We start from the raw sequence: 26,912 nt of genomic DNA, 5'->3' as shown, positions 1-26,912 counted from the left end.
GCGATTATTACTTAATAATCTTTGTCACACGGCCTGAACCGACAGTGTGTCCGCCTTCGCGGATTGCGAAGCCGAGGCCCTCTTCCATGGCGATGGGCTGAATCAGCTCAACGGTCATCTCGGTGTTATCGCCGGGCATAACCATTTCGGTGCCTTCGGGAAGGGTGATCACACCGGTCACGTCAGTCGTACGGAAGTAGAACTGCGGACGGTAGTTGGAGAAGAACGGGTTGTGACGTCCGCCTTCTTCCTTCTTCAGCACGTAAACCTGAGCTTCGAAGTTCGTGTGCGGAGTGATCGAACCGGGCTTTGCCACAACCTGACCGCGCTCAACTTCGTCACGCTTGGTACCGCGCAGAAGGAGACCGCAGTTTTCGCCGGCGTCGGCGTGGTCCATCGACTTGTGGAACATTTCAATACCGGTAACGGTGGTCTTCTGTGGCTCACGGATACCGAGAATTTCGACTTCCTCGTTCAGGTTCAGAACGCCACGCTCCACACGGCCGGTCACAACGGTGCCGCGGCCGGAAATCGTGAATACGTCTTCGATCGGCATCAGGAACGGCTTGTCGAGATCGCGGACCGGATCGGAGAAGTAGTTGTCTACCGCATCCATCAGTTCCTCAATGGACTTTACCCACTTCTCGTCGCCCTGCAGTGCCTGGTAACCGGAAACCTGGATTACCGGGGTGTTGTCGCCGTCGTAACCGTTGGCGGTAAGCAGGTCGCGAACTTCCATTTCGACGAGCTCGAGCATTTCCGGATCGTCAACCATGTCGCACTTGTTCAGCGCAACGATGATCTCCGGCACGCCAACCTGGCGTGCAAGAAGAACGTGTTCCTTCGTCTGTGCCATCGCACCGTCGGTGGCTGCAACCACGAGGATTGCGCCGTCCATCTGTGCGGCACCGGTAATCATGTTCTTGATGTAGTCGGCGTGGCCGGGGGCGTCTACGTGTGCGTAGTGACGCTTCTCGGTCTGGTACTCAACGTGGGAAACGTTAATGGTAATACCACGCTCGCGCTCTTCGGGAGCGTTGTCTACCTGATCGAACGGGGTGTACTCGTTCAGATCGGGGTACTTCTCGGAAAGTACTTTGGTAATTGCAGCGGTAATCGTCGTCTTTCCGTGATCGACGTGACCGATGGTGCCGATATTCATATGCGGCTTGGACTTATCATACTTGGCCTTGGCCACTTGTGCCCTCCTGGGACTCGGGTAGTGTCTTTCAGCTTGTCAGATTAACTGCATCCGGCAGTTAATCTACGGCTAAGTGAAATCCTACTGGTTGAATTATAATTTGTAAATTTAACCTGTTGGCTCACTCGCCACGGGTCTTTTGAATGATTTCGTCGGCAACAGCCTTCGGAACCTCTTGATACTTCGAGAACTGCATCGTATATACCGCACGGCCCTGCGTCTTTGAACGCAGATCGCCGACATATCCGAACATTTCTGAAAGCGGAACGTTTGCACGGACAATCTTAACACCTGTGGCGTCTTCCATAGAAGCAATCTGCCCACGGCGGGAATTAAGATCACCGATTACATCGCCCATGTACTCTTCCGGAGTACGAACTTCAACGTCCATCACCGGTTCAAGGATTACCGGGTTGGCACGCTTTGCGCCTTCACGGAAAACCATCTGGCCGGCGATCTTGAACGCCATTTCAGAAGAATCGACGTCGTGGTATGCGCCGTCCTCGAGGGTGGCTTTTACGCCGACCATCGGGAATCCTGCCAAAACGCCGTTTTCCATCGCCGCCTGAATGCCGGCATCAACAGACGGAATGTATTCGCGCGGAACACGGCCGCCTGTAACGGCATCGACGAACTCGTAGGTGTTTCCTTCCTCGTTTTCCGCAAGCGGCTCGAAGGACACAAGTACCTTCGCAAACTGTCCGGAACCACCCGTCTGCTTCTTGTGCGTATATTCCACGTTCGGCACCGCCTTGCGGATCGTTTCGCGGTAGGCAACCATTGGCGCACCAACATTTGCCTCCACTTTAAATTCGCGGCGCATGCGGTCAACGAGAATATCAAGATGAAGCTCGCCCATACCGCCGATAACGGTCTGGCCCGTTTCCTCATCAAGATGCACAGTGAAGGTCGGATCTTCTTCTGCAAGTTTCTGGATAGCGATACTCAGCTTTTCCTGATCCCCTTTCGACTTTGGCTCAATCGCCACGTGAATCACGGGATCGGGGAAGGTCATCGATTCGAGTGAAATCGGATGCGCCTGATCGCAGAGGGTATCGCCTGTTGTGGTCTCTTTCAGACCGATTACGGCGTAGATGTGCCCGGCGTGGGCCACCTCCACCGGATTTTCCTTATTCGAATGCATCTGGAAAATCTTGCCGATCCGCTCTTTCTTCCCTTTTGTGGAGTTCAGAACGGGCGAACCTGCCTCGACTTTACCGGAGTAGACACGAATGTAGGTAAGACGTCCGTAGAACGGATGCACGGCAATCTTGAACGCAAGGGCCGAGAAGGGATCCTTTTCGGTCGCCTCACGCGTCAGTTCAACCGTTTCGTCCTTCGGGTCGGTTCCTTTTACGGCCTCAATATCCAGAGGGGAAGGAAGGAAATCGACAACGGCATCAAGCATCGGCTGCACGCCGATATTCTTGTATGCCGAACCGCAGTACACCGGGTAGGCATCGCCGGCAATCGTCATCTTGCGGATTGCGGCCTTCAGCTCGTCGACGGTGATCTCATCGCCGTTAAAGAACTTTTCCAGCAGGGCATCGTCGGTTTCCGCCACGCGCTCCACCAGAGCCGCGCGGTATTCCTCCGCCTTTGCCTGCATATCGGCCGGGATTTCTTCTTCGACTACGACCGCTCCGAGAGTTTTGTTTCCCTTTTCGTCTTCCGCGGGGAAACGGATCGCCTTCATCTTCAGCAGATCAATAATCCCGGAAAGCTCGGATTCGGCACCGATCGGCAGCGCCATCACCAGCGGTGTGGCATGCAGACGGTCTTGGATCGTCTTCACCGAGAAATAGAAATCCGCACCCATCTTGTCCATCTTGTTGATGAAGCAGATACGCGGGACGTTGTACTTGTCTGCCTGACGCCAAACCGTTTCGGACTGCGGCTCCACGCCCTCCTTGCCGTCAAACACGGCAACGGCACCGTCGAGCACACGCAGGGAACGCTCCACCTCAACGGTGAAATCCACGTGTCCGGGGGTATCGATGATGTTAATCTGACGCCCCTTCCAGAAACAGGTTACGGCAGCGGAGGTAATGGTAATACCGCGCTCTTTCTCCTGCTCCATCCAGTCGGTGGTCGAAGCGCCGTCGTGGGTTTCGCCGATTTTGTAGTTGATGCCGGTGTAGAACAGAATACGCTCAGTGACGGTGGTTTTCCCGGCGTCAATGTGCGCCATGATTCCAATATTGCGGACCTTTCGCAGGTCGGAAAGCACTTCCTGTGCCATTAATCAGACTCTCTTCTTTTTACTCACAGGCCGCCGCGGCGGACAGCCTTATTTTACCAGCGGTAGTGCGCGAAGGCACGGTTCGATTCGGCCATGCGGTGCATGTCTTCACGGCGCTTCACGGATGCGCCCAATCCGTTTGCGGCATCCATGATCTCATTCTGAAGACGTTCGAGCATCGTTTTCTCACGGCGCTGACGGGAGAAGTCGACAAGCCAGCGGAGTGCGAGAGTATTTGCGCGCCCTGCCTTGACTTCCACCGGCACCTGGTAGGTGGCGCCGCCTACACGGCGGGATTTCACTTCCAGCTGCGGACGGATGTTTTCAAGTGCGCGCTTCAAAACCGAAAGCGGTTCCTGCTTCGTCTTCTCCCCCACGGCATCCAGCGCACCGTAAACGATACGTTCGGCAACCGACTTCTTTCCGTCTACAAGAACGCGGTTAATAAGCTGCGTAACGAGAGTCGATCCGTGAACCGGATCCGCAATCAGGGGACGCTTGCGTGCTGGTCCTTTACGTGGCATTACTTCTTCTCCTTCTTCGCACCGTACTTGGAACGGGCCTGGGCACGGTTCTTCACGCCCTGTGTGTCAAGCGCACCGCGGACGATGTGGTAACGAACGCCGGGAAGATCCTTCACACGGCCGCCGCGCACGAGCACAATCGAGTGCTCCTGCAGATTGTGGCCTTCACCCGGAATGTATGCCGACACCTCAATGCCTGAGGAAAGACGGACACGGGCAACCTTCCGCAGAGCCGAATTAGGCTTCTTCGGGGTTGTGGTATAAACACGCGTGCACACTCCGCGGCGCTGCGGGCTCTTTTTGAGCGCAGGGGTATTGGAGTGACTCACCTTGGTGCTGCGCCCCTTACGGACCAGCTGTTGAATAGTTGGCACTATTTCTCCTGTTTAACTATTGCGATTGTAGTTACACTGCCCGCCTGCCGAAACCGGGTGGTCAGGCCTTACGGTGAGGAAGACACCGTTCTTCCTCTTCGTTCGTCATTCTTTATCCGACGGTTTGCGCATCTCACTGCAACCCGATCTGCGGAGTCGGACAGGCAACTTAAAGAATGCCGAAACGGGCACCAATGTTAAGATTAATGGCTAAAATATATATACGTCAAAGAATGGGCCAAAAATGGAGCGTGGCATCAGGCACATTCCCGAAAAAAGAACGCAAAACGGAGCCTGCGCATACACGGCACTGCCGGAGACGGACGGCGGGGAGGAAAACGCTTTCCCTCCCCGCTTTGCCGTTACGCTCAGAAATTCAGTCCGAAGCCGTATCCGACCGACGAATCGTATTCATCGAATCCGTTATACCCGTAAACATCGTCAAAGCCTTCCAAATCATGGGAAATGATATTGTTCAGCTTTTCGTATTCGCTGCGGGCCGCAGGTGTCGGCTCCACCTTCACGTCACGGATCGTTTCCAGACCGGTACCCGCCGGAATCAGCTTTCCGAGAATTACGTTTTCCTTCAGACCGGCCAGCGGATCCGACTTCGCATTCAGAGCCGCCTCCGTCAGCACCTTCGTGGTCTCCTGGAAAGACGCCGCCGAAAGCCAGGAATCGGTGGCCAGCGAAGCCTTCGTGATTCCCATCAGTTCCGGACGGCCGGATGCCGGTTTGCCGCCTTCCGCCATCGCCCTGCGGTTTGCGTCCTCAAAGACCGAGACATCTACCAGCTCACCGGGAAGAAGGTTCGTCGTTCCCGCCTCCAGCACAGTCACGCGGCGCAGCATCTGGCGCACAATAACTTCAATATGCTTGTCGTGGATTTCCACACCCTGGGAGCGGTACACGTGCTGTACTTCGGAAACCAGGTGCAGCTGCGCGGCCCGGCGCCCCGAAATACGCAGCACCTTCTTCGGGTCAATCAGACCCTCCACCAGCTGCTGTCCCACTTCCACATGGCTTCCCTCGGGAACAAGAAGTTTCGCCCGCTTTGCGGCAAAGTAAACGAGATCCTCGTCGCCGTCGTCGCGCTTGATAATCAGGCGGCGGGAACGCTCCATGTCTTCCACTTCCAGGCGTCCGGCGGCCTCGGCCAGAGGAGCCTCGCCCTTCGGCGTACGGCCTTCAAACAGTTCCTGCACACGCGGCAGACCCTGTGTAATATCCTCTGCGGAAGCCGCGCCGCCGGTATGGAACGTACGCATTGTCAGCTGCGTACCCGGTTCGCCGATCGACTGCGCGGAGACAATGCCCACGGCCTCGCCGATATCCACCAGCTTGCCGGTAGCCAGGGACCGTCCGTAGCACATCGCGCAGGTTCCCACACGCGAAGCACAGGTAAGAACGGAACGCACCGTAATTTCTTCAATTCCGGCTTCAATCATCTGTTCCAAAGCCACATCGCCGATATCGGTGCCGGCGGCAACAATTACGTTGCCCTGCGCATCCACCGCATCTTTCGCCAATGTACGCGTATAAACGGAATTTTCGATATCCTCCGAGCGCGTCTTGTTCCCGAACTCGTCGGTAACGATAATCTGCTTGCGCAGACCGCGTTTCGTGCCGCAGTCCGCCTCGGAGACGATCACGTCCTGCGCCACGTCCACAAGACGCCGCGTAAGATATCCGGATTCCGCGGTACGCAGAGCCGTGTCCGCCAGTCCCTTGCGCGCACCGTGCGTGGCGGTGAAGTACTCAAGCGCGGACAGGCCCTCGCGGTAGTTGGATTTAATCGGGCGCGGAATGATCTCGCCGTTCGGATCCGCAACCAGACCGCGCATACCCGCTACCTGACGGATCTGCATCCAGTTGCCGCGCGCACCCGAAGAGACCATCTGATTGATGTTGTTCCAGTAGTCGAACTGGTCGCGCATTTCATCGGCGACTTTGTCGGTTACTTCCGTCCACAGTTCCACCAGGTCGCGGCGGCGGTCTTCGTCGCGGATATTACCTTCCTGGTATTCCTGCTCAATCTGTGCGGCGCGCTTTTCGGCGGCCTCCAAAATTTCGGCCTTGTTTTCCGGCACCTTCACATCGGAAACGGCAATCGTCACCCCGGAACGTCCGCCCCAGTAGAACCCGGTATCCTTCAGCGCGTCGAGCGAAGCGCCCACTTCCACCTTCGTATACCGCTCAGCCAGCTCATTCACCAGTTTACCGAGGACTTTCTTGTCCACTACCGTATTTACATACGGGAAACGCGTCGGCAGCGCTTCGTTGAACAGCGCCCTGCCCAGAGAGGTTTCGAGAATTACGGGATCGCCTTCGGTGTATCCCTCCGGAGCCTTCCAGTCGCGGGGAAGAATAATCTCATCGGCACGGAAACGGATATGAACCAGAGAATTCAGATCCAGCTCCCCCAAATCACAGGCCATCTGCGCTTCGTTCAGGGAAGAGAAATAACGCCCTTCGCCGTCGCCGCCTTCGCGCAGCATCGTCAGATGGTACAGTCCGATAATCATATCCTGCGAAGGAACCGTCACCGGGCGGCCGTCGGAAGGCTTGAGGATATTGTTTGAGGAAAGCATCAAAATACGCGCCTCAGCCTGGGCTTCCACAGACAGCGGCAGATGCACCGCCATCTGGTCGCCGTCAAAGTCCGCGTTGAATGCGGAGCACACAAGGGGATGCAGACGGATTGCCTTGCCTTCGATCAGCTTCGGCTCAAAGGCCTGAATTCCCAGACGGTGCAGGGTGGGCGCGCGGTTAAGAAGTACCGGATGCTCCCGAATTACCTCTTCCAGCACGTCAAACACGGAATCGTGCTGCCGTTCGATAAGGCGTTTTGCCGCCTTGATATTCTTTGCCAGCTCCAGATCCACAAGCCGCTTCTGCACGAAGGGCTTGTACAGCTCCAGCGCCATCGTCTTGGGCAGACCGCACTGATGCAGGTGCAGATCCGGCCCGACCACGATCACCGAACGCCCGGAATAATCCACGCGCTTTCCCAGCAGATTCTGCCTAAACCGTCCCTGCTTGCCCTTGAGCATATGGGAAATGGATTTCAGCGGACGGTTGCCCGCTCCCTGTACCGGGCGGCCGCGGCGGCCGTTGTCGAAGAGCGCGTCCACAGCTTCCTGCAGCATCCGCTTTTCGTTGTTCACCATAATTTCCGGCACGTTCGATTCGATCATGCGCTTTAAACGGTTGTTCCGGTTGATAACGTGACGGTACAGATCATTAAGATCGGAGTTGGCGAAACGCCCGCCGTCAAGCTGCACCATCGGCCGCAGATCCGGGGGAATCACGGGAAGCGCGTCAAGAACCATGGCTTCCGGTTTCGTCCCCGAGTGAAGGAAGGCATTTACCACTTTAATCCGCTTCAATGCCCGCGTCTTGCGCTGCGCCGTCCCGTTTTCTATCTGCTCAACCAGAGCATCGTGCTCCGCCTGCAGATCAAAAGAACGCAGACGCTTCTGCACCGCTTCGGCACCGCGGCAGGCGGAAAAATAGTCTCCCCAGCGCAGCACCATCTCACGGTAGATTTCCTCGTCGCCTTCGAGATCGCCGACTTTAAGTTTGGTGAACTTATCCCATATCGTCTGCAGCCCGGCCAGTTCCTCCTCGTAACGGCGGCGGACTCTGCGCGTCTCTGCCTCGCAGTTGCGCTTTATCCTGTTCTTTGCCGCCGCGCTCTGCCCTTCGGCTTCCTTCAGGGCCGCTTCTTCGTCCTTCAGCGTCTTTTCCACGGCAGAGCGGGCTTCGGATTCCAGATTCTTCCGCTCCAGTTCGTATTCCGCAGTCAGAGTCGGCAGATCGTCGTGGCGGCGTTTTTCGTCGACCTCGGTAACCATATATGCGGCAAAATAAATCACTTTTTCGAGATCTTTGGGCGCAATATCCAGCAGATATCCCAGACGGCTGGGCACACCCTTGAAATACCAGATATGCGTGACGGGAGCGGCAAGTTCAATGTGCCCCATCCGTTCACGCCTGACCTTTGAACGTGTCACTTCCACGCCGCAGCGTTCGCACACAATACCCTTAAAACGCGGACGCTTGTACTTTCCGCAGGCACATTCCCAGTCACGGGTCGGACCGAAAATCTGCTCCCCGAAAAGACCGTCTTTCTCCGGTTTCAGAGTACGGTAATTGATTGTTTCCGGACGGGTTACCGTTCCGTGCGACCATGAACGGATTTCATCGGATGTCGCCAGCGAGATGTGGAGCTGATCGAAGAGATTAACGTCGAGCAAGATTCCTACTTCCAAAGTCTTATTACGCCGGGTTTTATTTCTTTGTTTCTTTCACGGTATCCGCGCAAGCGGGCGCTGTAGCTTTCGCGGATACCGCCGCCGAGCTAAAACTCGGCACCTGTTGTCAGATCTTCAAGGCCCGTCTTTACACCGGCCAGCTGCGGCGTGCGGAACGCGTCCTCATCGGCATCCTGCAGCGAAACAGGCGTTCCCTGGGCATCCAATGCCTCCACATTCAGACACAGAGAACGCATTTCCTGCACGAGCACACGGAAAGACTCCGGGATTCCCGGTTCGGGCACGTTGTCGCCCTTTACGATTGCCTCATACACTTTCACGCGTCCGACCGTATCGTCGGATTTAATCGTGAGCATTTCCTGCAGTGTATGCGCCGCACCGTATGCCTCCAGGGCCCAAACTTCCATCTCGCCGAAACGCTGTCCGCCGAACTGTGCTTTACCGCCCAAAGGCTGCTGCGTCACCATCGAGTACGGACCCGTGGAACGGGCATGAATCTTATCGTCCACCAAATGGTGCAGCTTGAGCATATACATGTATCCGACGGATACCGGTTCGGGGAACGGTTCTCCCGTACGGCCGTCAAACAGACGCGCTTTTCCGTTTTCGTCCACAAGGCGGTCGCCGTTGCGGTTCGGCAGCGTATTTGCAAGCAGACCGTTCAGTTCGTCGGACAGAACGCCGTCAAACACCGGGGTGGCCACCGTCTGCCGTCCCTGCGTGGAGACCGCATTTTCGGGCAGCCGCACAGCCCATTCCTCGCCGTTCTCACGTGCCCGGGATGCGTCCCAGCCCTGGGCGGCGATCCAGCCCAAATGCAGCTCAAATACCTGGCCGAGGTTCATTCGCGAAGGCACGCCCAGAGGATTGAGCACGATGTCCATCGGAGTTCCGTCTTCCATAAACGGCATATCCTCAATCGGCAGAATCCGGGAGATCACGCCCTTATTGCCGTGACGGCCCGCCATCTTGTCGCCAATCGTAATCTTTCGCCGCTGCGCGATATACACACGCACCGTCTGGCGGATATCCGCGGCGAGTTCATCATGATTTTCGCTGGTAAATTCCTTGACGCCGATCACGATTCCGGATTCGCCGTGCGGTACGCGCAGCGAAGTGTCGCGCACGTCCTTCGCTTTTTCACCGAAAATCGCGCGCAGGAAGCGTTCTTCGAAAGTCAGTTCCGTTTCGCCCTTCGGGGTGATCTTGCCTACGAGAATATCGCCGGCCTTCACTTCCGCGCCGATCCGGATAATACCGCGCTCGTCGAGATGCGAAAGCATTTCTTCCGACACATTCGGAATGTCGCGGGTAATCTCTTCCGGTCCGAGCTTCGTATCGCGGGCATCGACTTCATGCTCTTCAATATGAATGGAAGTCAGCAGATCTTCGGACTGGCACCGCTGCGAAAGGACAATGGCATCCTCGTAGTTGTATCCGTTCCAGGCCATAAAGGCAACGAGAAGATTCTGCCCCAGAGCAAGCTCACCGCCGTCCGTTGCCGGACCGTCGGCAATCAGCGAACCTTTTTCCACACGGTCCCCGGCCGAGACCGCAACCCGCTGGTTGGTGCAGTTGCCCGGATTGGAACGGGCAAACTTCGTCAGGTGGTAAACGTAATGCGTACCGTCGTCTTCTTCCACGTGCACGGCGTCTGCGGAAACTTCCAGAACCACGCCGGGCGCCCGGGCCACCATCGCGTCTCCGCCGTCCACCGCGGCCCGCACTTCCATTCCCGTTCCGACCAGCGGAGCGGTCGGACGCAGCAGCGGCACTGCCTGGCGCTGCATATTGGCACCCATCAGTGCGCGGTTTGCGTCGTCATGTTCCAGGAACGGAATCATCGCCGTACCCAAAGAACACATCTGACGTGCCGAAACGTCCATATAGCCGACTTCCTGCGGGCTGACAAGCGCCGGTTCGCCGCCCGGCAGACGGACCAAAACCTCATGGTCGGTGAGTCTGCCGTTTTCGTCGACGGCAGCCGAAGCCTGCGCCACGGCGTAATGGTCTTCGTCCGCGGCATCCAGATATTCGATTTCATCGGTGATCACGCCGTTTACGACTTTCCGATAGGGTGTTTCGATGAAACCGAAGGCATTGATTCTGCCGAAAGTGGCGAGAGAGCCGATCAGACCGATGTTCGGACCTTCAGGTGTTTCGATCGGGCACATTCTGCCGTAGTGCGTCGGATGCACGTCGCGTACTTCCATCGACGCCCTGTCGCGCGAAAGACCTCCGGGGCCGAGGGCCGAAAGCCGACGCTTGTGCGTCAGACCGGCCAGCGGATTATTCTGATCCATGAACTGGGAAAGCTGGGAAGTGCCGAAGAATTCTTTGATCGCCGCCACAATCGGACGGATATTGATCAGAGACGAGGGCGTAATTGCCTCCGCTTCCTGCGTGGTCATTCTTTCGCGAACCATGCGGTCCAGACGCGAAAGACCCGTACGCACCTGGTTTTGGATCAGCTCCCCCACCGCGCGGATACGGCGGTTTCCGAAATGGTCGATATCGTCGGTTTCAACGGCCACGGGACGCTCCGGGTTGATCGCAACCTGCGCCTCTCCCGCATGCAGTGCCAGCAGATAACGCAGCGTGTTCGTGATATCTTCCAGCGTCAGCCGGCGCACTGTGGCATCAATCGCCGTGCCCAGCTTCTTGTTGATCTTGTAGCGTCCGACTTTTGTCAGGTCGTAGCGTTTGCCGTTGAAATAGAAATTACGCAGCAGATTCCGTCCGGCTTCCGCGGTCGGCGGCTCGCCCGGACGCAGCTTGCGGTAAAGATCCTGGAGAGCTTCCTCCTGCGTTTCGACGGTGTCTTTTTCAAGCGTCTCGATCAGCACCGGATAATCGGCAAACGTTTCGCGGATTTCCGACTCCGTCATCCCCAGCGCTTTCAAAAATACGGTTACGGACTGCTTGCGCTTGCGGTCTATCCGCACTCCGACAGCGTCTTTTTTGTCGATTTCAAATTCCAGCCATGCGCCGCGCGAGGGAATAATCTTCGTGCCGTAGATGTATTTATCGGAGGTTTTGTCTGCCGTGCGCTCAAAATACACGCCCGGGGAACGCACCAGCTGCGAGACCACAACACGTTCGGTACCGTTTACGATGAATGTGCCCTGCGGGGTCATCAGCGGAAAATCACCGATAAAGGTGGTCTGGGACTTAATTTCCCCCGTTTCGTAATTCTGAAATTCGGCCGTCACATAGAGCGGGGCGGAATAAGTCATGTCTTTGTCCCGGCACTCGTTTATCGGGGCCTTTTCTTCTTCCAGATAAGGATTGGAAAGCACCAGTCCCATTGTCCGGGCAGTATTTTCAATCGGCGAGATTTCATCGAAAATCTCTTCCAGACCGGTTTTTTCATCGGGATGGGCAGCCCTCCAGGCATCCGAACCAACTAACCATCCATAGGAATCAACTTGCAGGCTCAGCAGATCGGGAACCGTCATAGGTTCCGTGAGCTTGGCAAATGATACACGATTGGTCTTAAGCCGACCATTTTCTACATTAAGCATCGAGGTGCGCGAAGCAGCCAAAGGATATTCCTTCCCCGGGTTCCAGTAAGGCGAAATTATGTGTGCGTGCCAAAGCGGTATCATATCCCGCTTCACGCCAAAACGATGATTTACGCAACATTCCGGCCGTAAAAACAAGGTATACAAAAACACATAACACGCAATGTTCAACGCTACCAAAAAAGGGTGGAAAAATCTACCCCCTGCCAATGTGGAAGAGGTCACGACACCTATACGTCCGGGCAACCCTCGAAGGTCCGGGATTGGGTCTGCGTCCCGGTTTCATCGATATACCAAGATCTTTATTTACCGGAAAACATCCGGTGCAATAACTTTTACATATTATATCCGCAGGCGCAAGCATCCACACCGTTTCACATCCGCATCCTCTTTCGCATAAGACCGTTTCGGGCAATAGAACGGCTCTATGTGCCCTTGTACGGGAACATAGAGCCGTCTGATTGCCCGAAATGTCCGCCTCCGTGCGAAGGGGAAAATAAAACGGGCCGGACCGAAGGTCCGACCCGTCAGGCTTACTTTTCGTCTGCCGATTTACTTCAGGGTAACCGTTGCGCCGGCGCCTTCAAGAGCTTCCTTGGCCTTATCGGCGGTTTCCTTGTTCACACCTTCAAGAACGGTGGACGGAGCTCCGTCAACAAGATCCTTGGCTTCCTTCAGGCCGAGCGGAGTGAGGGCACGGACTTCCTTAATCACTGCAATCTTCTTGTCACCTGCGGACTCGATCACAACATCAAATTCGGTCTTTTCCTCTTCTGCCGCGGCTTCGGCGGCAGCACCCGGAACGGCGGCGGCAACCGCAACCGGAGCGGCGGCCTCCACATCAAATTCTTCCTCAAACTTCTTTACGAAGTCGTTCAGCTCAACAAGAGTGAGCTCCTTAAAAGCTTCAATGAGTTCTTCAGCGGTAAGCTTAGCCATGATTGGCCTTCCTTCCTGTGCCTACGCGAGGCATTTAATATATGTGTTTTTGCCGATGCCTTTAGGCAGCAGCCTCTTCCTGCTTCGCGCGCAGGGCGTCGATGGTGCGCACAGTCTTGACGATTGGCGCCTGAATAGTAGATGCAGCACGGTAGAGCGAAGCTTTGAGAGCTCCGGCAGTCTTGGCCAAAAGCACCTCGCGGGATTCGAGATCGGCGAGCTTTTGCACACCTGCGGCATCAAGAACAGCACCTTCGAGGAGTCCGCCCTTTACGACGAGCTTCTCGTTTTCTTTGGCGAAATCCCTGATTGCCTTGGCTGCGGTGGCAATATCACCGGTCACAAACGCAATGGCGGTCGGCCCTTTCAGCGAGGCATCAAGATTCTCAATACCCGCGTCTTTGGCCGCAATCCGTGCGAGAGTGTTTTTTGCAACCGTGTATTTCGCTTCCTGCCCCATAGCCCGACGCAAAGTCATCATGTCGGCTACGGTCAGACCGCGATACTCAGTCACAATAACGGCCGAGGAGTTGCGGAAATCCTCCGTAAGCTCCGCGATCGCTGCGGACTTGTCGGTCCTTGCCATTGGACCTCCTTCCGAATAACTGCCGCAGAGATCGGAACACAAAACGACCCCCGGGCACAGGGCACGAGGGTAAAACAGATATGTTTTATTCAATTCGCACCTGCGCCGGCTTCGTCTCGAAATTCACCCCGTTGGCAACGGGCGACCTGCGGTCTTTGGCAAGAGACATCATATCCGAGGACGCACTCGGAAGCAAACCGAAAAAGCGCAGGCGTGAGAGACGTCTCTTAAAAACAGCGGTTGTCGAGCTGATTCTGCACGCGGTGGAAAATCATCTCCTTGGCCACTATATTTTTCCCGCCTTCGGGGATTATCAGATCCGCATACCGTTTGGACGGCTCGACGTACAGCTCATGCATCGGTTTCACCGTATTCAGATACTGCTCCTGCACCGAATCGATGGAACGCCCCCGTTCGGCAACATCGCGCTGCAGCCGGCGCAGAATACGCACATCGGCATCGGTGTCTACAAAAAGTTTCAGATCGAAAAGCCGGCGCAGGGCGGGCTGCGCGAAAATTAAAATCCCCTCTACGATAATTACCGGGGCCGGCTCGATGCGAATCGTTTCCTCCGAACGGTTATGCACGGCAAAATCATAGACGGGAGACTCGATTGCCTCTCCGCGAATCAGCTGTTCCAGCTGTGCAATGATGAGGTCGTTGTCGAACGCTTCGGGCGCATCGTAATTTGTGTGCGTACGCTCCTCATAGGAGAGGTGATCCTGGCGGGCATAGTAATTGTCGTGATAGATCACGGCCACGTGTCCGCGAAACCGGTCCTTAATCGCCTGCGTGATCGTTGTTTTGCCGCTGCCGGTTCCGCCCGCAATGCCAATCACCAAACTTTTCATGCCGTCCTGCGCTTTCGGATCCAAATTTGCATATAAAAGTGGGGCCGCATCGGCAGCCCCACTTATTTTACTTCGCAAGCTTTGCGACGTCTAACGGAATTCCCGGACCCATTGTGGTGGAAACGGTTCCCTTCAGAAGATAGCGTCCCTTTGCCGAAGAAGGCTTCAGACGCAGAATCTCCGCAAGTGCCGCATTGAAATTATCGGCCAGCTGTTCTGCCGAAAAATCGGTATTCCCCACAATAAAAGGCAGATTTCCGTGCTTGTCCACACGGAACTCAATCCGTCCGCCCTTAATGTCGGATACGGCCTTGGCCACATCCATCGTAACCGTACCCGTCTTCGGATTCGGCATCAGACCGCGCGGACCGAGCACGCGGCCCAAACGGCCCACTTTGCCCATCATATCCGGGGTTGCAACGGCCGAATCGAAGTCCGTCCATCCGCCGGCCACCTTCGCGATAAGCTCATCGTCACCGACTTCGTCGGCACCTGCGGCCAATGCCTGCTGGGCACGGTCACCGGTGGCAAACACGATAACACGGGCAGTCTTACCCGTACCGTGCGGCAGCGAAACCGTGCCGCGCACAGCCTGATCGGCCTTACGCGGATCAACACCGAGACGGAACACCGCTTCCACAGTGGATGCAAACTTCGTCACGGACGTTTTCAATGCAAGGTCTACGGCTTCTTCGACGGAATAAAACTCCCCGTCCTGAATCAGCTCGGCAGCCTTGTTGTATTTCTTTGAGCGCTTTGCCATTCTGCTTCTCCTTAAATTTAGCAGTCGTGGTCTCCGAACCGGCTCATGGTCCTGCCACGGATACCCTCGCGGTATCGTACCTGTTTTTTCGGGTACCTAATTAAATTTCGTCGGTGGTAATTCCCATCGAGCGGGCAGTACCGGCAATAATGCGGGCGGCATTGTCAATATCGTTCGCATTCAGATCGGGCTGCTTCGTCTTGGCGATTTCCCGCAGCTGATCCGCCGTCACATGACCGACCTTGTTTGCCTGCGGCACGCCGGAACCCTTTTTGATTCCCGCTGCCTTCTTCAGCAAATCCGCCGCCGGCGGAGTCTTGGTGACGAAAGTAAACGTCCGGTCTTCATACACCGTAATTTCCACCGGCACAACGTTTCCGCGCATGGACTCGGTAGCGGCATTATATGCGGTGCAGAATTCCATGATGTTTACACCGTGCTGACCCAAAGCCGGGCCAACCGGAGGAGCCGGATTGGCGGCTCCCGCCTGAATCTGTAACTTGATCAGGCCTGCAACCTTCTTCTTCTTAGGTGGCATTTATTGATCCTTTTTCTCTAGCGAACCGTCACATGGCAAAAGTGACGGCGTCCCACAACCGGTGGCAGACGGAAACGGATAACTCCGTCAGTCCATCTTTTTCACCTGATCGAAGGACAAATCGACCGGGGTTTCCTGGCCGACAAGTGTCATAAGCACGGTAAGTCTCTGATTTACCGCGTCAACCTGCGAAATCGTGGCCGGCATTCCGATCCAGGGCTCGGTTGTGAGCGTCACGGTTTCGCCAACTTCATAGGCGGTGACCAGCTTCGGCGCACCTGCCGTAACCGGCTTTCCGGCGGCAATCGCTTCTTTCGCCGCGGCCTGCTGAATCACGGGAGTGAGCATACCCACCACTTCGTCCGGCGTCAGGGCCACGGGATTCCTGCCGTTGCCCACAAATCCGGTCACGCCGTTGGTGTCCTGCACAACCTGCCACGAATCGTCGGTAAGCTTCATCCGAATCAGAACGTATCCGGGAATCCGCACCCGGGAAGTGAGCCTGTTTTGCCCCTTCTTTACCTCGATCACTTCTTCCATCGGAACTTCGATTTGGAAAATGTAGTCTTCCATATTCATGGAATGGATTCGGGTCTCGATATCCTGCTTGATCCGTTTTTCGTATCCCGTGTAGGTGTGAAGCACATACCAGCGTCCCGGCAGACCCTTCAGCCGCGCGCGTACAACCTCTTCCGTGATGACTTCGGGCTCTGCGTCCGCCCCGGATGCGTCTTTGGCGGCTTCACAGGCCGCAGGCTGCTCCTGCGCGGGGACATCGGAAGGCTCGGCGGACGGCGCCGGATTGCGCACGGCTTCCTCCGCGGCTGCATTTACCGCAGGCTGCGCGGCATCGGAAAACAGTCCGCTGTTTTCGGTTCCCTGAGCTTGGTCAGACATACTTCTCGTTCCTCACTTTAATAGCTGCGGTTTCCGTTTCGCTTATCCGAATATACGGAACACAAGCTGGCTGAACACCACATCTACCAGCCCCACAAAGACCATTACGACAACCAGGAAGCCCAGCACCGTCAGGAACATACTCCACAGTTCTTCACCCGTGGGGCGCTGCACCTTCTTAAACTCGGCAAGCACTTCTTTAAAGAATACGATCATGCGCGCAAAGATATTCTGCTTCGCGTTTGCGGATTTACCGCGCTTCGCAGCCGAAGCGGTTTCGTTCACTTCAAATATCCTCTCAGTTGTCTGCGGTCGCAATGCGGAAAACGGCCCACGCGGGCCGCTTCTTCCGGCAGGGCAGGAGGGACTCGAACCCACAACCGCCGGTTTTGGAGACCGGTGCGCTACCAATTGCGCCACTACCCTATCTGTTGCACAGCAGTAATCATTATGCCTGAATTGCCGGCACAATACCAGTTATAAAACCGACAGGCCGAATTCAGATTTTATTTTCGTCACACCGACGGTGATTTTCAAACCCCGCAAAAAACAGGCGCGACCCGATCAAGCATAATCAAAACCGCGCTGCGACGTCCAGTTTTCCGTTCCCAACCGTGCTCTAATTCTCACTCCTGCCCCCGTGTCCGCACAGCAAAGGCGGTTTGAAGCCAATCCGGCATCATGCCAGACTGGAGACTATGGGTAACACAAAGCATTTGGAACGCGTTTCAAAAAGGCTCGGCGCACTGCACCCCTCAGCCACGCTGGCGGTGGACGCAAAAGCAAAAGCACTGCGGGCCGCGGGCAGGCCGGTGATCGGTTTTGCCGCCGGGGAACCGAACTTCCCCACACCGGATTTCATCACGGAAGCGGCTGCGGCGGCCGCCAAGGACCCCCGAAACCACAAATACACCCCGGCTTCGGGACTGCCCGAGCTGAAAGAGGCAATCGCGGCCAAAACACTGCGCGATTCCGGTGTGCGGATCGACCCTTCCTGCGTGATCGTGACCAATGGCGGAAAACAGGCGGTATTTCAGGCTTTTGCGGCGATCATTTCCGACGGGGACGAAGTAATTCTGCCCGCTCCGTATTGGACCACATACCCGGAGGCGATCCGTCTGTGCGCAGGTGTGCCCGTACCCGTGTTTGCAGGCGGGCAGCAGGGATACAAAGTGAGCACGCAGCAGCTTGATGCCGCTTTGACCGAACGCACCAAAGCACTTCTGCTCTGTTCGCCGGCGAACCCGACGGGAGCCGTATACTGCGCGGAAGAGATCCGCCGGATCGGGCAGTGGGCACTGCGGAACGGAATCTGGGTCATTACCGACGAAATCTACGAGCATTTCGTTTACGGCTGCGACCGGTCCTATATTCTGCGGGAAGTGCCGCAGCTGGCAGACCGGACCATCGCGGTAAACGGCGTGGCAAAAACCTACGCCATGACGGGCTGGCGCGTGGGATGGATGTACGGCCCGCAGGACGTGATTACGCAGGCGGCTAATTTCCAGTCGCATATCACATCAAATGTGTCAAACGTATCGCAGAGGGCTGCGCTTGCCGCGCTCGGCGACGGCACCGCCACGGCAGAGCGGATGCGCGGGATTTTTAACCGCAGACGGATAAAAATCACGGAAATGCTGCGCGGTGTGAACGGTTTTGCCGTGACCGAGCCTAAGGGCGCATTCTACATTTTCCCGGACGTGTCCCGCCTGCTGGGGAAAAACATTCCCATGCCGGACGGTTCGGTGCGCACGGCGCGCAGCAGCGCCGAACTCGCCGCGCTTATTCTCGATGCCGCACTGGTCGCAACCGTACCGGGAGAAGCCTTCGGCGCGCCGGGATATCTGCGTTTCAGCTATGCCCTTTCGGACGAAGATCTGGCTGAGGGAGCCGAACGGCTGCAGCGTCTGTTTGCCCGCGCCGAAGTGTAGTTTCAATACGGTTTCAGAGCATTCCGTATCCCCGGGCAATCCATTTCTGCGCGGTCCGCAGCCGGTTTAGCGCCTGTCGGTTTCGGGGAACGCTTTTTCTGCGCGAATCGGAAACCAGGGAGAGTACCACACCCGCCGCCGAAGCACACAGGGCGCACGGATCGGTTTCTCTCCGGATTTCGGCAAACCAGTCGTCCGTAAGCTGCGGCACAAATGCGTATGCGTCGGCGGAGATCCCCGGCAGAACCGACATATGGCCCAACAGACATCCCCAGTCATGTACGCGGTAGCCGACGCTCAGCGAATCCAGATCCAGAATTCCGGATACCAGACCGGTTTGGGGATCCACATACACATTTGCCTCGTAGAAATCCCCGTGCACGGGCACAGGGCGGCCCATGTCCGCCCGGGAAAGAAGATACCTGATATCCTCCGCCGCCTGTCTGCATTCCCCCGCATGGCCGGGAAGCGCCGCCGCGGCAGCGTCCGCATAATAGTCGCAGCGCTCGGCCCATGCCGGCAGACGCTTTTTCCCCAAAATCAGTTCCGGCAGAGCGTCAAGGGTATCGGCCAGGCTGCGGCGGGTCAGGGCAAATTCCGCGCGTGAAAGTTTTCTTACCCCGCTTACCTGCATACACGCCGCGGCGAAGAGTTTTGACAGCGGCACGCCCCTGACGGATTCCGTTACCACCATTCCCCTCACGGAAGAATGAATCTGCGGCCCGGGAATGCCCGCCCGGCGCACGGCATTCAGGCGTTCCTCAAGCTCCTTGCCTGCCCGGGGGCGCAAAACCTTCAGGTAGAGCGGTGAATTATGCGGTGTGCCGACAGCGGCTGCCTTCACCACGGCGCGGCGCGTGGGGCGGTATCCGAGCAGCTCCAAATCCACCGCATAGCCCAAATAACGCGACATCTTCCCGGTATCGCAGGCCACGGGCAGAGCCGGCAGTTCCGGGTCAAAAGGATATTTCCACAGGTTTACTTTTGTTTCCCCGAGTCTGAGGCGTTTTCCCGCGGCGGCGGAGAGCTGTTCGTCGCCGATACGCGCCGTCGAAGCCAAAATATAGAGGTCGCTGCGCTTAAAGGGCTGTTTTTCGTCGATTATCACACGGTAGCCAACCGATACTCCCGCTCCCGGCCGGTGATGTACGCGGTATACCGACCATGAACGCACCAGACCTTCCCCGGAATACGCAAAACGGAGCATTTCTCCGGCTTTCGCACCCGTAAGAAGTGTAATTTCCGCCTCTTCGCGTGCAGCGCGTTCAGTTCTTTCCATACCACTTTTATAGAAAGTTTTCGTCTGTTTTTCCACTTTTTCTTTGCCCGCGCCGCATCTGCGCACGTTTTTTCGCAATCCGGTGCGGCTGTGATTTTTTCCCCCGGACCGGCACAATGGGTCTATGCGAGATTTACGGGCTCTGCCAAAAACACATCTGCATCTGCATTTCACGGGATCAATGAGAGTCTCCACGCTGCAGGATCTCGCTTCGGAGCAGGGAATACGTCTGCCGGAGGGGCTGACCGACAACGTTGCCCTGCAGGTTCCGGCGGATCAGCGGGGCTGGTTTCGTTTTCAGCGCGCCTACGATGCCGCGCGCAAAGTGGTTCGCAGCGAGCGGACCATGCGCAGAATTATCCGCGAAGCGGCGCAGGACGAACGCGCGGAAGGCTCACGCCGTCTGGAAATTCAGATTGATCCCACTTCCTACGCTCCGTTTGTCGGGGGAATCACGCCCGCTTTGGAGATCGTACTCGACGAGGCAAAGGCGGCTTCGCGTGACACCGGAGTGCAGGTGGCGGTTGTTGTTGCCGCCTCGCGTCTGCACCACCCCCTGGACGCCTGTATCCTGGCACGCCTGGCAGCAAAGCACGCCGGCACGGGAGCGGGGGAAGTAGTCGGCTTCGGACTGTCCAACGACGAACGGCGCGGCACAACGGCGAATTGGGAACACGCGTTTGCAATTGCGCGCAGAGCAGGTTTGGCCTCGCTTCCGCACGGCGGAGAGCTGCTCGGCCCCGGGCATATCCGGGAAGTTATCCGCAGTCTGCATCCTGCCCGCCTCGGACACGGCGTGCGTGCGGCCGAGGATCCGGCTCTGCTTGATCTGATTGCGGAAAACGATATTGCGCTGGAAGTCTGCCCGGCATCAAATATATCTCTCGGCGTATACCCCGGGCTGCACGATATTCCCCTGCGTACTTTGCTGGATGCGGGAATAAAAGTTGCCCTTGGTGCCGACGATCCGCTGCTGTTCCTTTCGCGTCTCACCGCGCAGTACGAAAATGCACGCGCTTTGGGATTTTCCGACTCCCTGCTGGCCCGGCTGGCTCACTGTTCCGTGTCCGCTTCACTGGCCTCGGATACGGATAAAGACGCATGGCACCGCGAAATAGACGCCTGGCTGGCAGCGCCCGGCAGCGGAGCGGATAAAAGCGATTCGCACCTCTGCCCTAGTTCCACCGCAGACCGACCAGAACCGGCTCGGGCACGAGATTCACTCCGAATTTAGCCGCCACGCCGTCTGCAATATGCCGGGCAAGCGCCATAATATCCGCCGCTTTCGCATTTCCCCGGTTGGTCAGGGCCAAAGTATGCTTTGTGGAAAGCGAGGCCGCGGCGGTGAGTGAAAATCCGGGGGCGAAACCCGCATGATCGATCAGCCAGGCAGCGGAGGTCTTTACCAAACCGGGCACGGCCGGAGCGGCGGCGCCGATCTGATTTACCGCTGTCGAATCCCCCACCTTAAACCGGGGCGCATCCGGGGGAAGCAGCCGGGCCTGCTCTTCGGTGAGCACGGGATTGGTGAAAAACGAACCCAGGGAATAGGTGTCTCTGTCCGCATCGTTTAATACCATGCCTTTTGCCGCGCGCAGCTCAAGAACGGCCCGGCGCACATCGGCGGCGGGCACACGCTGCCCAATCCGCGTATCCAATTTCTGCGCCAGCTGTTTGTAGCGAATCGGAGATCCCAGCGTCGCCCGGCGGAGATGGAATTCCACGTCAAGCACGATCCAGCGCGGCGAATTTCCCCAACGCCCGCTCAAAATGGATTCTTTCAGAATTGAGGAACGGTATCCGAAGCGCATATCGGAAAGAAAGAAAGTTTTCTGCAGCCCGGTTTTACGGTCAAAAGTCCGCACCGCAGCCACCGCTGCCGAAACATCCTGCCCGTAGGCACCGATATTCTGCACGGGCGCCGCACCTGCCGTGCCCGGGATACCGGAGAGACCCTCCAGTCCCATCCAGCCGTGCTCAACGGAGAACGCAACGACGGCATCCCACGGCGTTCCTCCCGCCACGCGAAAACGCGCCCCCGAGCAGCCGTCGTCTGCCAGAATCTCAATCGAAGAGCGCTGATCGTGAATCACCGGACCGGGAAAATCGGCGTCCGCAGCCAGGATATTGGATCCTCCCCCGACTATCAGACACTCGGTGCCCTCCCTGTCCGCTTCGCTTACCGCTTCCGTAAGCTCCGCGGCGGAGTCCGCATTTACCGTTTTCGTTACGGATCCGCCGACTCCGATTGTCGTCATTTGTGCGAGCGCACGGGCTTCGGGCACATATCTCGTGCCCTGTACGGGCGGAATCGTTTCTGTGGGCTCTGTGTCTTCGGGAATCGGGCAAAACATATTTTATATGTTAGAACAAAAATGGCCTGTGCATAAAATGCACAAGCCATCATGAAGTCGCTTCCGGCGAGATTAACGGGTCTCGCGGTGCACCCGGGACAGGTTGCACTTGGGGCAGAACTTCTTCAGTTCGAGACGGTCGGGCGTATTGCGCCGATTCTTCTTTGTGATGTAGTTTCGCTCCTTGCAAACCTCGCAGGCGAGGGTGATTTTAGGGCGAACATCCTGAGCTTTGCCGGCCACGGTATATTCCTCACATTCGGTCTGGTTGGAGAAGCGGTTGCTTCATTGGACATCAGTAGCGGGGGCGGGGTTTGAACCCGCGACCTCACGATTATGAGTCGTGCGCTCTGACCAACTGAGCTACCCCGCCTCACGTCATTCCCGCGCCGGCCGGCACGCCGGACGGCACAAAAATGATCGGAGCCCCGAAAGGGAATCGAACCCTTGACCTTCTCCTTACCATGGAGACGCTCTGCCGACTGAGCTATCGGGGCAACAGTGGCTAGCTTACCAAACAGCGCCGGAAAACCCAACCTCTTTTATTTTGCCCTCTCAGTGAGTCTGATCACCAAGAAAAACCTTTCCGCCGCTGCCGCTGCGAAAAAAGATTCAGTGGCGGGTGAGGGATTCGAACCCCCGTAGGGAAACCCGGCTGATTTACAGTCAGCTACCATTGGCCGCTCGGTCAACCCGCCCGGAAGAGAACCACGAAGTGATTCATCCACGCCTATTGAGACTAGCAGGTTGGGTGGGCGGTATGTCAAATCCGGTAACATATTTTGCGGTGCATTTCTCATCACATTTTGGGAAACGGTTTTTCAGATGCAACACCGACAGCCGAAGGGAAGAATATCATGGCGGATTCATCATTCGATATTGTGTCAAAATACGATCTTCAGGAAGTGGACAACGCGGTAAACCAGGCCGCAAAGGAGATCGCCACCCGCTACGACTTTAAAAACGTGGGAGCGTACGTGAAACTGAACGGCACTGCGATTACGATGGGCGCCAACACTCCCGAACGCGTGCTGGCGGTTCTCGATGTTCTGCAGTCCAAACTTATCCGGCGCGGAATATCCCTGAAACAGCTGGACACAGGCGAGGGGGTGCCGAAAGCCGGAGGAAAGGAATACAGGCTTGCCGGAGAAATGAAAGAGGGAATCGACAAAGAGCACGCGAAAAAAATCACGCAGCTCATCCGCGAAAAATATCCGAAAGGCGTAAAAACACAGATTCAGGGAGACGAAATACGGGTGTCATCCAAGTCCAGAGATACGCTGCAGCAAATCATTTCCATGCTCAAAAATGCGCAGCAGGACATAGAACTGCAGTTTACGAATTACCGTTAATCCCCTGCGGCGGTGTGCTGCGCGGTGCGGGACGCAAAACCAAATGCGGGGTGCGGGATACAGATCCCCGCACCCCGCACCGCCAACGCTTTCAGTACAGCTTCCCGTCATGCTTTTCGCCGCGGGAAATGGCAGTCATCGTCTCGCGCTCAACAACCTTGATCCGCTCGCGCCCTGCCTTCGCACCCAGCTCTTTCTCATACGCTTCCAGCAGCTCCCAGCCTTTCCAGGTAGTAAAGCGCACACCCCGTCCGTTAAGCAGATTCTCCATTGCGTGCCACCCAAGCTGATTGGTGGTGGCATGAAGCAGACCGGCATTAAAGTCGGCAACGAGATTGTTTACCGTCTCCTGGGCGTCGGATTTTGTGGAACCGATCAGGCCGACAGGCCCGCGCTTAATCCAGCCCGTGGCATACATTCCCGTAAGCACTTCCCCGTCGGGACCGTCGGTCACCCGTCCGCCGCTGTTGGGCACAATACCGCGTTTTTCGTCAAACGGAGCACCCGGGATCGGCGAAGAGAAATATCCCACTGCGCGGTACACCGCCTGCACCGGATAATCGATAAATTCTCCCGTGCCTTTCACCGATCCGTCTCCCTGCAGCGCCGTGCGTTCCATGCGGATTCCCTCAACGTGTTTCTCACCCAGGATCTTTGCCGGCTGCTGCAGCATATGCAGATGAATACGCCGCGACGCCGTTTTTTCCTCAGCCTGGTCAAGCAGATAATCGGTTAGGATATTGACCACCTGGCGCTTCATTTTCGAGGAGTTGACCGCTTCTTCGGAAGCTTCGTCGTACTGATAGTCCTCTTCGTAGACGATGATGTCCACATCGGGAACCTCGCCGAGTTCACGCAGCTCCATCGGCGTAAACTTCACCTGTGCCGGCCCCCTGCGCCCGAAAACGTGCACATCCGTGATCGGGGAACGGCGCAGACCCTGCTCCACATTTTCCGGAATTTCGGTCACCATCAGATCGTCCGGATGTTTGGTAAGCATCCGGGAAATATCCAGAGCCACATTTCCCACGCCGATCACGGCAACTTCCTTCGCGTTCAGCGGCCATGTCCGCTTATGGTCGGGATGGCCGTCGTACCAGTAGACGAACTGCGAGGCGCCGTAGACTTCCGGCAGCTGCGCGCCGGGGATATTCAAAGGACGGTCCCGGTCCGCGCCGGTGGCGATAATAATCGCGTCGTAATGCTCGTGCAGTTCGGCAAAGGAAACGTCTTTGCCCACTTCCACATTTCCCACCAGGCGGATATCCCCGCGTTTCAGGATATTGTAAAGGGCTTTGATGATCTGTTTGATCCGCGGATGGTCGGGAGCTACGCCGTAACGTACCAGACCGTAGGGCGCGGGCAGTTTTTCGTATAGGTCAATGCTTACGTCCAAATCCGATTTAGACAGAATGTCAGAGGCATAAATTCCCGCAGGACCTGCGCCGATTACGGCGACTTGCAAGGGACGACCGCTCAATTGTTTCTCCTTCGTGTGTTTACCGCCTTAAATCTTACCTGCCCGGGCACGTTTCCCGGAATAGCATGCGGGGCAGGTGACGAATTCGTCACCTGCCCCGCATGAACCGAATCCGGCTTTCCGCCCTTACTGCTCTCCGGGACCGAAATCACCGGTGACGGCATCCAGACGGATCACACCGTACGTCCACCCGTGACGGCGGTAGGCGGCACAGGGCTGCTTCGTTTCACTGTCAACAAACAGGAAGAAAGGATGGCCGACCAATTCCATTTCATACAGCGCCTGGTCAACCGTCATCGGCTTGGCCTCATACAGCTTTTGCCTGACCACAACCGGAGAATCTCCCAGCTGCGTTTCCACCGCCTCACCCGGCTTTGTCGGCAGCGCAGCCTTCTCTTCGGCGCAGGATTCTTTGGCGGGCGCATCAAACGATTTCAAAATTGCGGCAAAGTCCAGATTCGTGCTCTCTACATCTGCTTTTCGGCCGCGGCGGTGGTCCTTGCGCCTTTCGTGCGCCCGGCGCAGCTGCTCCGTTAATTTCCGGGACGCCAGATCGAGCGCTCCGTAGCGGTCGGATGCCGAAGCCTCCGCCCGCACAACAGGCCCTTTGTCGCGGACGGTAATCTCAATTTTTTCACACGTTTCTGCCTGCGCGGGGTTGGACTCATGCGTAATTTCCACATCCACTCTCTGCGCGCGCGGGGCAAACTGCCCGATCTTGGCCAGCTTTTCCTCCACATGCTTCCTAAATCCCTCGGACACTTCCGAATTCCGGGCTTTTACTACAAATTCCACGGTGACCCCCTGTCTGCGCGCTTGGCGGACGAACCCTGTCCGGGCGCAATTCCCGCTGCGCAGTCCATGCGCCGCGGACGTCCGTCCGTATTTCTTCACGAAACCGAAAACACCGCCGCTTCCTCGCCCGCATTCCCGGCTTCCGTCTTTATTATAACCCGATCCAACACCTAAATGTGACCCCCGGCACCAAAATGCCCTGTTGTCCCGCGGTGGGAAAACGTGATCCCCGCACGCACGCAGGCGCCGTTTTCCGCCAAAACGCGCGCACAGCCAAGCATCGTTGCCCCGGTCGTCAGGACATCGTCAAAAAGCAGAACTTCTCTGCCGGCTAAATTTTTTACACATTTTATCCGCTCCCCTTTTGCCAGACGCTCGTTTTTCCCCGCCACGGAATAATGCGGGCGGACCGGGCGCAGATCCCCCGGGGAAAATTTTGTGCGCAGCGCGTCACAGTAACCGCACCCAAACACTTCTGCCGCGGCAGAAGCCAGTTTTGCCGCAATTAACTGCCCCCGATGGCGGCGGCGGAAACCGGAGGGGGCATTCACCGCCACGCACGCTCCCGCCGTCTCCATCCCGGGCATATCCCTTAAGGAGACCAGACGCATCTGCCACAGATCAAGCAGGGAACGGTCGAGAGCGGCAAGGGAGGCATGCTTCCACGCCGCCATTGTTTTCTGCGCCGTACCGGTATGGGGATGAAGAGAAAACACGGGAAAAGCGGGCATATACTCTTCGCCGGCAGGATCAAACACCTGCAGATATACCGCCCCCGCAGACACTTCTTCCCATTCTCCGCGCAGCGCATCCAGGCATGCCCGGCACAGCTGCGCACCCCACGCCCCGCAGCCCGCACAGTATTGCGGGAAAATAAGATCCAACCCCGCACCGAAAATCTCCGTCACGGAAAAAGCATATCCAAATCCGAATTTTGCGCGGGAAGCGGAAGCCGGCATCTGTGGAAAAGGGCAGTGCGGGCCGTCTTTGCGGAAAAAAGCACAC

At 56.9% G+C, this 26,912-nt stretch carries 22 protein-coding genes and 4 tRNA genes; 3 read left to right on the top strand and 23 right to left on the bottom strand.

Annotated features, from left to right (window positions below; all coding sequences use genetic code 11):
* Positions 1-7 precede the first annotated feature (7 nt).
* The 14 genes from tuf to HMPREF1631_RS03575 all read right to left on the bottom strand — a co-directional run bounded on the left by tuf (position 8) and on the right by HMPREF1631_RS03575 (position 17,142).
* The gene (tuf, locus tag HMPREF1631_RS03640; RefSeq protein ID WP_034232509.1) at positions 8-1,198 is read right to left on the bottom strand and encodes an elongation factor Tu; all 1,191 of its coding nucleotides are present in this window, start codon (positions 1,196-1,198) and stop codon (positions 8-10) included.
* 124 nt (positions 1,199-1,322) lie between these two features.
* Positions 1,323-3,443 (bottom strand): elongation factor G, encoded by a 2,121-nt coding sequence (gene fusA, locus HMPREF1631_RS03635; protein ID WP_034232507.1) that lies wholly within the window; start codon positions 3,441-3,443, stop codon positions 1,323-1,325.
* A gap of 53 nt (positions 3,444-3,496) precedes the next feature.
* Positions 3,497-3,967: a 30S ribosomal protein S7 gene (gene rpsG, locus HMPREF1631_RS03630; RefSeq protein ID WP_034232505.1), complete on the bottom strand. Its 471-nt coding sequence runs from the start codon at positions 3,965-3,967 to the stop codon at positions 3,497-3,499.
* Complete coding sequence (rpsL, locus tag HMPREF1631_RS03625) at positions 3,967-4,341, bottom strand: 30S ribosomal protein S12 (protein ID WP_034232503.1); 375 nt, start codon at positions 4,339-4,341, stop codon at positions 3,967-3,969. Before rpsL ends, rpsG begins: the two co-directional genes overlap by 1 nt.
* Before the next feature lie 368 nt (positions 4,342-4,709).
* Complete coding sequence (locus tag HMPREF1631_RS03620; RefSeq protein WP_034232501.1) at positions 4,710-8,600, bottom strand: DNA-directed RNA polymerase subunit beta'; 3,891 nt, start codon at positions 8,598-8,600, stop codon at positions 4,710-4,712.
* 104 nt (positions 8,601-8,704) lie between these two features.
* Entirely contained in the window at positions 8,705-12,142 is a 3,438-nt protein-coding gene (rpoB, locus tag HMPREF1631_RS03615; RefSeq protein ID WP_156956227.1) for a DNA-directed RNA polymerase subunit beta, read from the bottom strand.
* 552 nt (positions 12,143-12,694) lie between these two features.
* The gene (rplL, locus tag HMPREF1631_RS03610) at positions 12,695-13,081 is read right to left on the bottom strand and encodes a 50S ribosomal protein L7/L12 (RefSeq protein WP_034232499.1); all 387 of its coding nucleotides are present in this window, start codon (positions 13,079-13,081) and stop codon (positions 12,695-12,697) included.
* Between the two features lie 61 nt (positions 13,082-13,142).
* A complete protein-coding gene (rplJ, locus tag HMPREF1631_RS03605; RefSeq protein WP_034232498.1) occupies positions 13,143-13,667 on the bottom strand; it encodes a 50S ribosomal protein L10 in 525 nt (174 codons plus the stop codon).
* 227 nt (positions 13,668-13,894) lie between these two features.
* A complete protein-coding gene (udk, locus tag HMPREF1631_RS03600) occupies positions 13,895-14,518 on the bottom strand; it encodes a uridine kinase (RefSeq protein ID WP_034232496.1) in 624 nt (207 codons plus the stop codon).
* A gap of 67 nt (positions 14,519-14,585) precedes the next feature.
* The gene (rplA, locus tag HMPREF1631_RS03595; RefSeq protein ID WP_034232494.1) at positions 14,586-15,281 is read right to left on the bottom strand and encodes a 50S ribosomal protein L1; all 696 of its coding nucleotides are present in this window, start codon (positions 15,279-15,281) and stop codon (positions 14,586-14,588) included.
* Positions 15,282-15,381: 100 nt separating this feature from the next.
* On the bottom strand, positions 15,382-15,819 hold the full coding sequence (gene rplK / locus HMPREF1631_RS03590; protein WP_034232492.1) for a 50S ribosomal protein L11: 438 nt from the start codon (positions 15,817-15,819) through the stop codon (positions 15,382-15,384).
* 87 nt (positions 15,820-15,906) lie between these two features.
* Positions 15,907-16,716 carry a transcription termination/antitermination protein NusG gene (gene nusG, locus HMPREF1631_RS03585; RefSeq protein WP_034232490.1) on the bottom strand — a complete coding sequence of 270 codons (810 nt, stop codon included), beginning with the start codon at positions 16,714-16,716 and terminating at the stop codon, positions 15,907-15,909.
* A gap of 42 nt (positions 16,717-16,758) precedes the next feature.
* Entirely contained in the window at positions 16,759-17,001 is a 243-nt protein-coding gene (gene secE / locus HMPREF1631_RS03580) for a preprotein translocase subunit SecE (RefSeq protein WP_034232489.1), read from the bottom strand.
* A gap of 68 nt (positions 17,002-17,069) precedes the next feature.
* Positions 17,070-17,142 (bottom strand) — tRNA-Trp (locus HMPREF1631_RS03575).
* Positions 17,143-17,414: 272 nt separating this feature from the next.
* On the opposite strand from HMPREF1631_RS03575, the gene HMPREF1631_RS03570 reads away from it, so the two are divergent.
* Positions 17,415-18,647 carry a pyridoxal phosphate-dependent aminotransferase gene (locus tag HMPREF1631_RS03570; protein WP_034232487.1) on the top strand — a complete coding sequence of 411 codons (1,233 nt, stop codon included), beginning with the start codon at positions 17,415-17,417 and terminating at the stop codon, positions 18,645-18,647.
* A gap of 13 nt (positions 18,648-18,660) precedes the next feature.
* Here HMPREF1631_RS03570 and HMPREF1631_RS03565 read toward each other — a convergent pair whose 3' ends face one another.
* Complete coding sequence (locus HMPREF1631_RS03565; RefSeq protein ID WP_034232824.1) at positions 18,661-19,926, bottom strand: phosphotransferase; 1,266 nt, start codon at positions 19,924-19,926, stop codon at positions 18,661-18,663.
* 124 nt (positions 19,927-20,050) lie between these two features.
* On the opposite strand from HMPREF1631_RS03565, the gene HMPREF1631_RS03560 reads away from it, so the two are divergent.
* A complete protein-coding gene (locus HMPREF1631_RS03560; RefSeq protein WP_084707394.1) occupies positions 20,051-21,160 on the top strand; it encodes an adenosine deaminase in 1,110 nt (369 codons plus the stop codon).
* On the opposite strand, the gene HMPREF1631_RS03555 is transcribed toward HMPREF1631_RS03560, so the two are convergent.
* The 5 genes from HMPREF1631_RS03555 to HMPREF1631_RS03535 all read right to left on the bottom strand — a co-directional run bounded on the left by HMPREF1631_RS03555 (position 21,102) and on the right by HMPREF1631_RS03535 (position 22,978).
* Positions 21,102-22,280 carry a UDP-N-acetylmuramate dehydrogenase gene (locus HMPREF1631_RS03555; protein WP_034232485.1) on the bottom strand — a complete coding sequence of 393 codons (1,179 nt, stop codon included), beginning with the start codon at positions 22,278-22,280 and terminating at the stop codon, positions 21,102-21,104. The genes HMPREF1631_RS03560 and HMPREF1631_RS03555 overlap by 59 nt on opposite strands.
* A gap of 72 nt (positions 22,281-22,352) precedes the next feature.
* Positions 22,353-22,523 carry a 50S ribosomal protein L33 gene (gene rpmG / locus HMPREF1631_RS03550; protein ID WP_034232483.1) on the bottom strand — a complete coding sequence of 57 codons (171 nt, stop codon included), beginning with the start codon at positions 22,521-22,523 and terminating at the stop codon, positions 22,353-22,355.
* Positions 22,524-22,579: 56 nt separating this feature from the next.
* Positions 22,580-22,653 (bottom strand) — tRNA-Met (locus HMPREF1631_RS03545).
* A 51-nt stretch (positions 22,654-22,704) separates the two neighbouring features.
* Positions 22,705-22,777 (bottom strand) — tRNA-Thr (locus tag HMPREF1631_RS03540).
* A 119-nt stretch (positions 22,778-22,896) separates the two neighbouring features.
* A tRNA-Tyr gene (locus tag HMPREF1631_RS03535) sits at positions 22,897-22,978 on the bottom strand.
* A 159-nt stretch (positions 22,979-23,137) separates the two neighbouring features.
* On the opposite strand from HMPREF1631_RS03535, the gene HMPREF1631_RS03530 reads away from it, so the two are divergent.
* Positions 23,138-23,632, top strand: coding sequence for a YajQ family cyclic di-GMP-binding protein (locus HMPREF1631_RS03530; protein ID WP_198017364.1), 495 nt, complete (start codon positions 23,138-23,140; stop codon positions 23,630-23,632).
* Positions 23,633-23,723: 91 nt separating this feature from the next.
* Here HMPREF1631_RS03530 and HMPREF1631_RS03525 read toward each other — a convergent pair whose 3' ends face one another.
* The 3 genes from HMPREF1631_RS03525 to HMPREF1631_RS03515 all read right to left on the bottom strand — a co-directional run bounded on the left by HMPREF1631_RS03525 (position 23,724) and on the right by HMPREF1631_RS03515 (position 26,815).
* Complete coding sequence (locus HMPREF1631_RS03525; RefSeq protein ID WP_034232481.1) at positions 23,724-25,112, bottom strand: FAD-dependent oxidoreductase; 1,389 nt, start codon at positions 25,110-25,112, stop codon at positions 23,724-23,726.
* Positions 25,113-25,238: 126 nt separating this feature from the next.
* Positions 25,239-25,907 carry a ribosome hibernation-promoting factor, HPF/YfiA family gene (hpf, locus tag HMPREF1631_RS03520; protein ID WP_034232820.1) on the bottom strand — a complete coding sequence of 223 codons (669 nt, stop codon included), beginning with the start codon at positions 25,905-25,907 and terminating at the stop codon, positions 25,239-25,241.
* 170 nt (positions 25,908-26,077) lie between these two features.
* Entirely contained in the window at positions 26,078-26,815 is a 738-nt protein-coding gene (locus HMPREF1631_RS03515; protein WP_232215419.1) for a ComF family protein, read from the bottom strand.
* Positions 26,816-26,912: the final 97 nt, after the last annotated feature.

It is taken from the genome of Arcanobacterium sp. S3PF19 (assembly GCF_000758825.1).
GTDB lineage: Bacteria > Actinomycetota > Actinomycetes > Actinomycetales > Actinomycetaceae > Arcanobacterium_A.
The sequence above is the reverse complement of the archived record's forward strand: the minus strand, read 5'-3'. Positions and strand labels throughout refer to the sequence as shown.

Excerpts from the sequence above, each read along its gene's own strand:
- HMPREF1631_RS03570 (WP_034232487.1), top strand. The coding sequence starts at position 17,415 with ATGGGTAACACAAAGCATTTGGAACGCGTTTCAAAAAGGCTCGGCGCA.
- HMPREF1631_RS03560 (WP_084707394.1), top strand. The coding sequence starts at position 20,051 with ATGCGAGATTTACGGGCTCTGCCAAAAACACATCTGCATCTGCATTTC.
- udk (WP_034232496.1), bottom strand. The coding sequence starts at position 14,518 with ATGAAAAGTTTGGTGATTGGCATTGCGGGCGGAACCGGCAGCGGCAAA.
- rpsG (WP_034232505.1), bottom strand. The coding sequence starts at position 3,967 with ATGCCACGTAAAGGACCAGCACGCAAGCGTCCCCTGATTGCGGATCCG.
- rplA (WP_034232494.1), bottom strand. The coding sequence starts at position 15,281 with ATGGCAAAGCGCTCAAAGAAATACAACAAGGCTGCCGAGCTGATTCAG.
- fusA (WP_034232507.1), bottom strand. The coding sequence starts at position 3,443 with ATGGCACAGGAAGTGCTTTCCGACCTGCGAAAGGTCCGCAATATTGGA.
- HMPREF1631_RS03565 (WP_034232824.1), bottom strand. The coding sequence starts at position 19,926 with ATGGAAAGAACTGAACGCGCTGCACGCGAAGAGGCGGAAATTACACTT.
- rplL (WP_034232499.1), bottom strand. The coding sequence starts at position 13,081 with ATGGCTAAGCTTACCGCTGAAGAACTCATTGAAGCTTTTAAGGAGCTC.
- HMPREF1631_RS03555 (WP_034232485.1), bottom strand. The coding sequence starts at position 22,280 with ATGTTTTGCCCGATTCCCGAAGACACAGAGCCCACAGAAACGATTCCG.
- nusG (WP_034232490.1), bottom strand. The coding sequence starts at position 16,716 with ATGTCTGACCAAGCTCAGGGAACCGAAAACAGCGGACTGTTTTCCGAT.
- rplK (WP_034232492.1), bottom strand. The coding sequence starts at position 15,819 with ATGCCACCTAAGAAGAAGAAGGTTGCAGGCCTGATCAAGTTACAGATT.
- rpoB (WP_156956227.1), bottom strand. The coding sequence starts at position 12,142 with ATGCTTAATGTAGAAAATGGTCGGCTTAAGACCAATCGTGTATCATTT.
- rplJ (WP_034232498.1), bottom strand. The coding sequence starts at position 13,667 with ATGGCAAGGACCGACAAGTCCGCAGCGATCGCGGAGCTTACGGAGGAT.
- HMPREF1631_RS03530 (WP_198017364.1), top strand. The coding sequence starts at position 23,138 with ATGGCGGATTCATCATTCGATATTGTGTCAAAATACGATCTTCAGGAA.